Source organism: Pseudoalteromonas sp. P1-26 (assembly GCF_001401795.1).
Lineage (GTDB): Bacteria > Pseudomonadota > Gammaproteobacteria > Enterobacterales > Alteromonadaceae > Pseudoalteromonas.
Genome location: NZ_LKDX01000007.1, coordinates 92940 through 104043, shown reverse-complemented (window position 1 = coordinate 104043; position 11104 = coordinate 92940). Strand labels below are relative to the sequence as shown.

The window sequence follows — 11104 nt, the reverse complement described above, 5'->3', positions numbered from 1 at the left end:
TTACTTTCTTGTAATGCATAAGGGGATAAAAAATGGCTTTTAAAGATGAAGAACAAGCAAAAGCTTATTGGGCGGAAAACCTCGCACTGCTATTTAAATTATTAGCAATTTGGTTTGTCGTGTCATTTGGCTTCGGCATTTTACTGGTAGACGTACTTAACGAGATACGTTTTTTTGGGTTTAAACTCGGCTTCTGGTTCTCCCAGCAAGGCGCTATTTATACCTTTGTTGCTTTGATTTTTGTTTACGTTTTCAAAATGAATACGTTAGATAAAAAATACGGCGTAGACGAATAGGAGCTAAGCAATGGATGTTCAAACACTCACGTTTATTATCGTCGGTTTAAGCTTTGCGCTTTATATCGGCATCGCAATCTGGGCTCGTGCTGGGTCAACAAATGAATTCTATGTTGCAGGGGGCGGTGTACCGCCGCTAGCAAATGGTATGGCAACCGCTGCTGACTGGATGAGTGCGGCATCGTTTATCTCAATGGCGGGTATTATCTCGTTTGCGGGCTATGACGGTGGTGTATATCTAATGGGTTGGACAGGTGGTTATGTACTACTTGCACTTTGTTTAGCTCCTTACCTACGTAAGTTTGGTAAGTTCACGGTACCTGATTTCATCGGTGACCGTTATTACTCACAAGCTGCACGTGTTGTTGCAATTTTATGTGCTATTTTTATCTGTTTCACATATATCGCAGGTCAAATGCGTGGTGTAGGTGTGGTTTTCTCTCGCTTCTTAGAAGTAGATATTGAGACCGGTGTTTACATTGGTATGGTGATTGTATTCTTCTACGCTGTATTAGGCGGTATGAAGGGGATTACATATACGCAAGTAGCTCAGTACTGTGTACTAGTATTTGCTTACCTTGTTCCAGCAATCTTCATTTCAATGATGATGACAGGTCACTTCTTCCCACAAACCGGTTTCGGTGCAACCCTTAGCGATGGCTCAGGACAGTTTGTACTTGATAAACTAGATGGGCTCAGTACCGAGCTTGGCTTTGCGCAGTATACCGAAGGCTCGAAAAGCATGATTGATGTATTCGCAATCACAGGCGCGTTAATGGTTGGTACTGCAGGTTTACCGCACGTAATCGTTCGTTTCTTCACTGTTCCACGTGTTAAAGACACGCGTATCTCAGCTGCATGGACACTTGTTTTCATTGCAATCGTTTATACAACAGCACCTGCTGTAGCGTCATTCGCTCGTGTAAACATGATTGATACAATTAACGGTAAAGACGGTAGCGGTACAGAGTACGCAGAGGCACCAGCATGGGTTAAGAACTGGGAAAGAACAGGCCTAATCACCTTTAACGATAAAAATGGTGACGGTAAAATGTTCTACTCAGCAGGTAAGATTGATGATCCAAACAGCGCAAACGAAGTTAAAGTTGACCGCGACATCATGGTACTTGCAAACCCTGAGATTGCAGACTTACCAGCATGGGTGATTGCATTAGTAGCAGCAGGTGGTATCGCAGCAGCGCTATCAACAACAGCAGGCTTACTATTGGTGATCTCGACCTCGGTATCGCATGACTTATTAAAACGCACCTTAAAACCAGATATAAGTGACAAACAAGAGCTACTTGCAGCGCGCTTAGCTGCGATGATAGCGATTGTGATTTCAGCTTACTTTGGTATTAACCCGCCAGGGTTCGTGGCTTCGGTTGTTGCCTTCGCCTTCGGCTTAGCAGCGGCGAGCTTCTTCCCAGCTATCATCATGGGTATCTTCTCTAAGAAGATGAATAAAGAAGGTGCGATTGCGGGTATGGTGACAGGTATTACATTCACAGCGGCTTATATTATCTACTTCAAGTTCGTAAGCCCTGAATTGAATGCACCTGCAAACTGGTTATTTGGTATTTCACCTGAGGGTATTGGTCTGATTGGTATGATTGTTAACTTTGTGGTTGCAGCTATCGTACTTAAACTAACGGCTGAAACACCAGTTGAAATCCAAGAAATGGTTGAAGGTATCCGTAACCCTAAAGGTTCGAGCGCAGCACACGCGCACTAATAAAACCATTTTATAAGAACACACTCTTGAAGTTCAAAAGCCCGACTTAAGTCGGGCTTTTTATTTATTTCAAACAGGGGTAGTGTAGATATTGTCTCTATTTTATAGCGAGAATGACCATGAATACCGAGCAACAGGAAGTCGCCCAATTTGTGATGCAGCAAACGCCATTTAATCAGCTCGAAGGTGCTGCTAGTGAGTATTTTGTAAACCATCTCGATATTATTTATCTGACCCGTGAGAATCAAAATCAGTGGTTAAGTTCAGATAATCTCAGATTATTTTTAATTCGCTCTGGCGATTATGATTTGGTCGACCCAAAAGGCGATGTGATTACTAAGTTATCGAGTGGCGATTACTTTGGTTTTCCTTCACTGTTAACTGGCGAAGCGATTCAAAATAGTATTTCAGTGCAAAAGGAAGGCATTGTTTACATGTTAAACCAAGCGGCATTTGATTACTTACGCCGTGAGTATAAAGTGTTTGAGCAATACTTTGTTCGTGCCCACAAAAACCGTTTATTGTCGTCTCATTATAAAAGTCAAAACGACAGTTGGTCGGAGAAGAAAATTTGCGAATTGATGAATCGCAAAGCCGTTACCTTGGCACCAGATGCAAGTATTCGTCAAACCGCTAAAAAAATGAAACAGCATGGTGTTTCGTCGATTATGTTAACGGAACATGATCGCCTCGTTGGGGTTGTCACCGACCGAGATTTACGCAACCGCGTATTGGCCGATGAGGTTGACCCTCAAGACTCAGTAAGTAGCATCATGACGTGTAAGCCCAAGTTTATTTTTGAAAATAACCGCGTGTTTTCGGCGCTACACTTAATGCTTAAGCACAATATTCACCATTTACCTGTGCTTGATGAACATCACAAACCCCTAGGTATGCTCACCAGTACTGATTTGCTGCGTCAGCAAAAAAGCGACCCAGTACAATTGATTGGACGAATTTACAAAGCGCACAGCGTGGTTGATTTAAAGCGTTATTCGCAAGAGATACCCGGTTTATTAAAAGGTTTTTCAAACAATATTGATGATATCTCCTTGATTGGTAAATTATTAAGTGGCTTAACCGATGCACTGACTTCGCGTTTGATCCGTTTGTTCCAAGAAGATAATGGCGCGGCACCAACCAGCTTTAGTTTTATTTGTTTTGGTTCACAAGCAAGGGAAGAGCAAACACTGCATTCTGACCAAGATAATGGCCTGTTGCTACCTGATGATTTAACAGAAGAACAACACGATTACTTTAAGCGCATGGGCGAGTATGTCTGTGAGCATTTAATTGAGTGCGGTATAAAACGTTGCCCTGGCAATATTATGGCGAGCAATGCACAGTGCCGTATGGGCATTAATGCATGGACAGAAAAGTTTCATAAGTGGATCACCTCACCCACACCAGAGGCGATGCTCAATTGTAAGATATTTTTTGACCTACGTTTTATTGAAGGTTCCACTACCTTATATGCGCGCTTTTGTGAGCAGCTAAAACGCATTTCTAAAAACGACTTATTCTATGCGGCTATGGCCAGCGACATTAAAAATACCCCTGTACCCATTGGTTTGTTTAATCAATTTAAATTAGAGAAAGACGAAAAGCAGCATAAGTACCTCGACTTAAAAAAACGCGGTGTGGTGATCATCAACGACATCGTGCGTTTATATTCCCTCAAAGCGGGTATTCAGCGCGCTAACACGCAAGAGCGTATTGATGCATTAATGAAATTTTCGCTACTCAATAAAGATGACTTGTATAACTTAAAAGACTGTTGGCGTTTTTTAACTCAACTGCGTTTAGGCACACAAATTAACGAGGAAGGATTGCCTAGCAACTGTATTAACCCAAATGCTTTGAATTCATTAGAGCGACATCAATTAAAAGAAGCATTTTATTTGGTTAAACAGGCACAGCAAGCCGCCGCATTTAAATTTGCTCGCGGTAGTTTATAGGAGAGGGTATGGTTAAACGCTGGTTAAGTCGGTATTTAGCGCGCAAGCAACTCTTGGCAGCCGATGCCTATAAAGAGCGCTACGTAGTGATAGACATGGAATTAACGGGCCTTGATCCTCGCCAGCACGAAATTGTCTCGGTGGCGTGGGTGATGATAGAAGATCAATGCATTAAACTCAGCGGTGCACAGCACTTAATAAATAAAGACGTGCAAAGCTTAGAGCAAAGTCCGATTTATCATGGTATTGCAAAACAAGACATAGATACAGGTGAAAGTCTCGAAACCATTCTTGGCAAGCTGCATCAGCATTTTGGTGAGTGCATTTTAGTGTTTCATAACGCGGCACTTGATTGGGGTTTTTTAAAACAGGCCTGCAGAACGCTTGGCTTAGATGCAAAAGCGCGTTTAATTCTTGATACCTTTGTTATTGAAAAAAAACGCCTGCACCAGCAAGGCCACGAAATTGGCCACGATGATTTAACACTTAGCGAATGCCGTAAACGCTACAACTTACCGTATTACAGCTCGCACCATGCCCTTACTGATGCCATGGCAACGGCCGAGTTATTCTTAGCTCAGTGTCATCAAATTAGTCGTGGTAAGGCATTGAAAGTAGGGGAGCTTGTGTGAATCAGTTAGAATTAAAAATTCCTCCAGTCGCGCTGCTGCTGATCATTGCGTTGATGATGTGGGGCATAGCAGAGTTGTTTACGAGTTTTAGCTTCTCGTTTTTCGCATCATCTTTTGTAGCACTACTCATTGCATTTTTAGGTGTGGTGTTTGCTTTATTAGGTGTTTATCAATTTCGTAAGCAAGGTACGACTGTTGACCCTCGAATTCCAGAAAAGTCGGCGAGCCTTGTTACAAGTGGTGTTTATCAATTTAGCCGTAACCCAATGTATGTTGGTATGTTATTAATGCTAGTTGGTTGGGGAATTTATCTTGGTAATATTGCGAGTTTTATAATGCTGCCGGTATTTATTCTCTATATGAATCGATTTCAAATTATGCCAGAAGAAACGTTTATGGCAGAGAAGTTTGGGTCAGCATACCAGCAATACAAAAAATCTGTTCGTCGCTGGCTATAAAGGAAAAAAGTAAGATTGAGGTTGCTAACGCAGTTTTATTTACCTTGCTCTCTTATAAAAATGTCTAAGGTCGATTACCAAAACTGCGCCATCTAAAACATGCTAAGCAATTTTTATTTTGGCTGACCTCTTATAAAAATTCTTCAGGTTGATTACCAAAATTGAGCCATCTAGGGTTGTTAAAGTAGTTTTATTTACCTTGCCCTCTTATAAAAATGTGTAAGGTCGATTACAATACCGCCATCTAAAAGGCAGTTGCCTTTATCTGCAAGCAAATAGAGTGGATTTTCTTCTTCATGGCAATCAAACTTGCAATTAATGGTTTTGGTCGAATCGGGCGCAATATCGTCCGTGCACTGTATGAATCAGGGCTTGAAGATCAAATCAAAATTGTCGCTATTAACGAATTAGCCGACCCTAAGGGCATTGCCCATCTCCTTAAATACGATACATCTCACGGCCGCTTTTCATTCCCTGTTAATCTTGGCGAAGATACTTTAACGGTTGCTAACGACTCTATAGCCTTATTTGCAGAAGAAAACCCTGCAGAACTACCTTGGCAAACTCTTGATGTTGATGTGGTTCTTGAATGTACTGGAGTGTATCACTCTCGTGAACATGCAGAACTACACTTGGCTGCTGGTGCAAAAAAAGTATTGTTTTCACAGCCTGCAGATGCTGATGTTGATGCCACAATTGTGTATGGTATTAACGATGATGAGCTAAAAGCTGAACATACGATTGTTTCAAACGGTTCATGTACCACAAACTGTATTGTGCCAGTAATTAAAGTGCTGGATGACGCATTTTCGATTGAGTCTGGGGCTATTACAACGATTCATGCCTCGATGCATGATCAGCAAGTGATTGATGCGTATCATCATGATTTACGTCGTACTCGCGCTGCAAGCCAGTCTATTATTCCGGTGGATACAAAGCTTGCTCGTGGTATTGAGCGTATTTTGCCTAAGTTTCATAGTCGCTTTGAAGCCATTGCTGTTAGGGTACCAACGATCAATGTGACGGCGATGGATTTAAGTGTAACAGTGAATACCGATGTGAATTTAGCGACAGTCAATCAAGCACTTAAGTTAGCTGCAAAAGACCGCCTTGACGGTATTTTAAGCTATACAGAAGAGCCATTGGTATCGGTAGATTTTAATCATGACCCACATTCTTGTATCATAGATGGCACTCAGACACGTGTTAGTCATAAACGACTGATAAAGTTGTTAGTGTGGTGCGATAATGAGTGGGGCTTTGCGAATCGTATGCTCGACACTGCGCGTGCGATGATGGCTGTAAGCCAATAATTTATAAATATAATATTAGTATCGTTAACTAAGGAGAAGTCCATGTCGGTCATTAAAATGGCAGATTTAGATTTAAACGGCAAACGCGTGTTAATTCGTGAAGATTTAAATGTGCCTGTAAAAGAAGGTAAAGTGACCTCTGATGCACGTATTCGTGCAGCATTACCAACTATCAAATTAGCGTTAGAAAAAGGCGCTAAAGTAATGGTGATGTCACACCTTGGCCGCCCTACGGAAGGGGAATATGATGAAGCGTTTTCCCTTGCCCCTGTGGTTAATTATTTAAATGATGCCCTTGAGCAAACAGTTCGTCTTGAAAAAGACTACCTAGAAGGCGTAGACGTTGCTGATAACGAAGTGGTTGTTTTCGAAAACGTACGTTTTAACGCTGGCGAAAAGAAAAACGACGAAGCACTGTCTAAAAAACTAGCTGCATTATGTGATGTTTACGTAATGGACGCATTTGGTACGGCTCACCGTGCACAAGCATCGACTCACGGTGTGGGTTTATTTGCTGATGTTGCATGTGCAGGTCCACTACTTGCGGCAGAGCTAGACGCATTAGGTAAAGCGCTTGATAACCCAGCTCGTCCTTTAGTTGCTATCGTTGGTGGCTCTAAAGTATCGACTAAGTTAACTGTACTTGATTCACTTTCTAAAGTGGTTGATCAACTTGTAACGGGTGGTGGTATCGCTAATACCTTCATCGCAGCGGCAGGTCACCCAGTAGGTAAATCTTTATTTGAAGCTGATTTAATTGATGAAGCAAACAAATTAAGTGCTGCGGCAAAAGCTAATAACGGTGAAATACCGGTACCAACTGATGTTGTTGTAGGTAATGAGTTCTCAGAATCTGCAGTGGCGACATTAAAAGATGTGAATGAAGTAACAGACGAAGACATGATCTTCGATATTGGTCCTGATACAGCAAACCAACTAGCAAAAATCATTGCTAATGCAGGCACTGTTGTATGGAATGGTCCAGTTGGTGTATTTGAATTTGACCAATTTGGTAACGGCACACGTGCTATTGCTGATGCGATTGCTAACTCAAGTGCATTCTCGATTGCTGGTGGCGGTGATACGCTTGCAGCGATTGATAAATACGGCATTGCCGATAAAGTTTCTTACATTTCAACCGGTGGTGGTGCTTTCCTTGAATTTTTAGAAGGGAAAAAATTACCAGCAGTTGCTATGCTTGAAGAACGTGCTAAGTAATTAGTGCGTATGCCAGCGTAGTTATTAGGTAATTACGCTGGTTTAGCTGTTAATAAAATACCTCTCACCCTCGTTTTATTTACAGCTGTTACGGTAGGCGCGAGCTTTTCGTGATGCAGTGATGCATCAAAAAAATAACTTATCCGTTCAAACTAGATAGTAGGAAACTACTGTCGATACAATTTGGAGAATACCAAATGGCTTTAATCAGTATGCGACAACTTCTTGATCATGCAGCTGAAAATGGTTACGGCGTACCTGCGTTTAACGTTAATAACCAAGAGCAAATGCGTGCAATTATGGAAGCGGCTGACAAAACAAACAGCCCGGTAATTGTACAAGGTTCAGCAGGCGCACGTGCCTATGCTGGTGCCCCTTTTATTCGTCATATGATTTTAGCAGCCGTTGAAGAATGGCCTCATATTCCAGTTGTAATGCACCAAGACCACGGTACTTCACCAGGTGTATGTCAGCGCTCAATCCAGTTAGGCTTTTCGTCAGTTATGATGGATGGCTCATTAATGTCTGATGGTAAAACCCCTTCAAGCTACGAATACAATGTTGATGTAACACGTCAAACAGTTGAAATGGCACATGCTTGTGGTGTGTCTGTTGAAGGCGAGTTAGGTGTTTTAGGTTCACTGGAAACAGGTGAAGCAGGTGAAGAAGACGGCGTTGGTGCTGAAGGTAAATTGTCTACTGATCAAATGCTAACAGATCCTGAAGAAGCCGCTGATTTCGTTAGTAAAACTAAGGTTGATGCACTTGCTATCGCTTGTGGTACATCACATGGCGCGTACAAATTTACTCGTCCACCAACAGACGATATCTTAGCGATTGATCGTATTAAAGAAATCCACGCGCGTATTCCTAACACACACTTAGTAATGCATGGTTCTTCTTCTGTGCCACAAGAGTGGCTAGAAGTGATTAACCAATACGGTGGCGAAATCCCTGAAACGTATGGTGTGCCTGTAGAGCAGATCATCGAAGGTATTAAGTACGGTGTTCGTAAAGTAAATATCGATACCGATCTTCGTTTAGCATCAACAGGTGCAATTCGTCGTCACTTAGCTTTAAACCCAGCTAACTTTGATCCACGTAAATACTTAGCAGAAGCAACGAAAGCAATGACTGAGATCTGTGTTGCTCGTTACGAAGCCTTTGGTACTGCGGGTCAAGCTGGTAAGATCAAGCCTATCTCTTTAGATGATATGCACCTTAAATACTTATCGGGTGAACTTGATCCACAAATCAAGTAATTGATAATAAGTTGAAAAAGCCGGCTTTATGCCGGTTTTTTATTACATTCAAATAGGTATTATTAGTTAGATCAAGGCGGATCAGCGAAATACCTACTCGTGCTTTTCAGGATCACTGTTTTACTAACCTTCGCTTTCACGGATCATTATTTTACTAGTTGTATACTGATCACAGGCTTTTCTTTGCTCATCTTTTAAACGAAATGCTGAGCGTCTTAACATTAAATCAACAAGTTATCTTATTCTCTAAGTAAAAAACTGATCTGAAGTTGATCTTCTTAGTAAAAACCTGATCCTGATCTGATTAAGTTGGTAGATCAGTGATCCGTGATTTTTATGTGAAATATCTCCTCCTCGCCTTGACCAAAAGCCCTTTATGTTCGATTTTTAAGTTATTGCTTAAATTGAGGATCGCTACCATGAATAAACCTGCCATGATGTTGTCGAGCTTTGCAATGTGCTTTATTTCTTTTCATAGTGCTGCCGAAGCTGTAGATGTGTATGGTCGGGCCCATTTAGGGGTTGCTAATAGCGACACTGGCGATGGCAGCGAAACGTCTATTGAGAGCTATAACTCTCGTATGGGGATCAAAGGCAGCGGTGAAATAAGCGATGGGTTAAAAGCCGTATATAAGTTTGAATTTGCAGTAAATGCGGCAGATCAAGATAGCGATGGTAAAACTGAAGAGAATATTACCGCGCGTAATCAATATGTTGGTCTACAAGGCAGCTATGGGCAGGTAGTGCTTGGTCGTCACGATACGGCGTTAAAAGTATCGCAGGGTAAAATTGATTTAATGAACGACTTTAATGGTGATGTTAAAGCCTTATTTAATGGTGAAAATCGCCTTGGTGATGTAGTTCATTACAGTTCGCCAATTGTTGGCAATATGCAATTTGTGGTCACCTATATTGCTGAAGATAACTCCAAACAAGATGAAGAAACCGGTGTTTCTGCGGCATTTATGTATGGTGATAGTAAATTTAAAAAAGCGCCTTACTTTGTAAGTGTTGCCCACGACAGTAAAGTAGCCGGTTATGATACAACACGGTTTACGGCGCAAGGCAAATTAGGCGATTTAACCCTAGGCGGTATGTATCAACAAAGCGAAAAAATCACAGGTTCTGACAAAGAAGATGGGTTTTTAGTGAGCGCATCTTACAAAATAGATAAATATAAGTTGCTGGCGCAATATCAAGATACTGATGGCAGCTTTGGTAAATTGAAAGATTCGGGTAGCGGTACTTCTGTTGGGGTTGAACGAAGCCTGTCAAAACAAGCGCGTATGTACATGTGGTATACGCAATTTTCACTAGATAATAATGCTGATGAAGATCATCTTGCAGTCACTTTAAGGTATGACTTTTAATCCAAAATTTACTATTTAAGCGTAAAAAATGGCTATTTTTGCTTTGATTTTTTTGCGCTTTTTCAATTACTCGTTAGACTTTCATAAAAATGTCATACTTAGTCATAATAATGAAACCAGTTCGCTAACGAAAGAGATAAATTGGAATGTCACGTAAAGTACTAGTCGTCGATGACGAAGCGCCTATCAGAGAGATGCTGGTTTTTGTTTTAGAGCAAAATGGTTTTCAAGCAATTGAAGCAGAAGATTATGACTCTGCGATTGAAGCTATGGTTGAACCATACCCAGATATGGTTTTATTAGATTGGATGTTACCTGGTGGTAGCGGTATTCAAATTGCTAAGAAATTTAAGCAAAACGAATATACTCGTCAGATCCCTATCATTATGCTGACTGCTCGCGGTGAAGAAGAAGACAAAGTACGCGGCCTTGAAGTAGGTGCTGATGATTACGTAACCAAACCATTTTCTCCTAAAGAATTAATGGCGCGCATTAAAGCGGTTATTCGCCGTGTTTCACCAACCTCATTAGAAGAAGCCATTGAAGTTCATGGCTTACGCCTTGACCCAATCTCACACCGTGTAACATCAGAAGGTAGTGAATTAGATATGGGGCCTACTGAATTTAGATTACTACATTTCTTCATGACACATCCTGAACGTGTTTACAGTCGTGAACAATTACTTGATCATGTATGGGGAACAAATGTATATGTAGAAGACCGTACTGTTGATGTACATATTCGCCGTCTACGTAAAGCGATTGCACCATTAGGGCATGACCGTTTAGTGCAAACCGTTCGCGGTGCAGGCTATCGTTTTTCAAGTAAATTATAAGTGTCATGGCAATGACCTTAACAAGC

General features: G+C 41.4%; 10 protein-coding genes. All 10 read left to right on the top strand.

The window, feature by feature from the left end:
* Positions 1-32 precede the first annotated feature (32 nt).
* The 10 genes from AN394_RS06015 to phoB all read left to right on the top strand — a co-directional run bounded on the left by AN394_RS06015 (position 33) and on the right by phoB (position 11078).
* Positions 33-296, top strand: a complete 264-nt coding sequence (locus AN394_RS06015; protein WP_054551160.1) for a DUF4212 domain-containing protein — start codon at positions 33-35, stop codon at positions 294-296.
* Positions 297-306: 10 nt separating this feature from the next.
* Positions 307-2031 (top strand): sodium:solute symporter family protein, encoded by a 1725-nt coding sequence (locus AN394_RS06010; RefSeq protein ID WP_054560886.1) that lies wholly within the window; start codon positions 307-309, stop codon positions 2029-2031.
* 119 nt (positions 2032-2150) lie between these two features.
* Positions 2151-3989, top strand: a complete 1839-nt coding sequence (locus AN394_RS06005; protein WP_055021023.1) for a DUF294 nucleotidyltransferase-like domain-containing protein — start codon at positions 2151-2153, stop codon at positions 3987-3989.
* An 8-nt stretch (positions 3990-3997) separates the two neighbouring features.
* Entirely contained in the window at positions 3998-4621 is a 624-nt protein-coding gene (locus AN394_RS06000; protein ID WP_055021005.1) for a 3'-5' exonuclease, read from the top strand.
* Positions 4618-5079 (top strand): isoprenylcysteine carboxylmethyltransferase family protein, encoded by a 462-nt coding sequence (locus AN394_RS05995; protein WP_055021004.1) that lies wholly within the window; start codon positions 4618-4620, stop codon positions 5077-5079. The genes AN394_RS06000 and AN394_RS05995 overlap by 4 nt, the downstream gene beginning before the upstream one ends.
* Positions 5080-5375: 296 nt before the next feature.
* Entirely contained in the window at positions 5376-6392 is a 1017-nt protein-coding gene (gene epd / locus AN394_RS05990; protein WP_054551164.1) for an erythrose-4-phosphate dehydrogenase, read from the top strand.
* Positions 6393-6434: 42 nt separating this feature from the next.
* Positions 6435-7610 carry a phosphoglycerate kinase gene (locus AN394_RS05985; protein WP_054551165.1) on the top strand — a complete coding sequence of 392 codons (1176 nt, stop codon included), beginning with the start codon at positions 6435-6437 and terminating at the stop codon, positions 7608-7610.
* 197 nt (positions 7611-7807) lie between these two features.
* Positions 7808-8872: a class II fructose-bisphosphate aldolase gene (gene fba, locus AN394_RS05980; RefSeq protein ID WP_054560883.1), complete on the top strand. Its 1065-nt coding sequence runs from the start codon at positions 7808-7810 to the stop codon at positions 8870-8872.
* Positions 8873-9291: 419 nt separating this feature from the next.
* Positions 9292-10242 (top strand): porin, encoded by a 951-nt coding sequence (locus tag AN394_RS05975; RefSeq protein ID WP_054560882.1) that lies wholly within the window; start codon positions 9292-9294, stop codon positions 10240-10242.
* A 146-nt stretch (positions 10243-10388) separates the two neighbouring features.
* A complete protein-coding gene (phoB, locus tag AN394_RS05970) occupies positions 10389-11078 on the top strand; it encodes a phosphate regulon transcriptional regulator PhoB (protein WP_054551169.1) in 690 nt (229 codons plus the stop codon).
* The last annotated feature ends 26 nt before the right edge of the window (positions 11079-11104 follow it).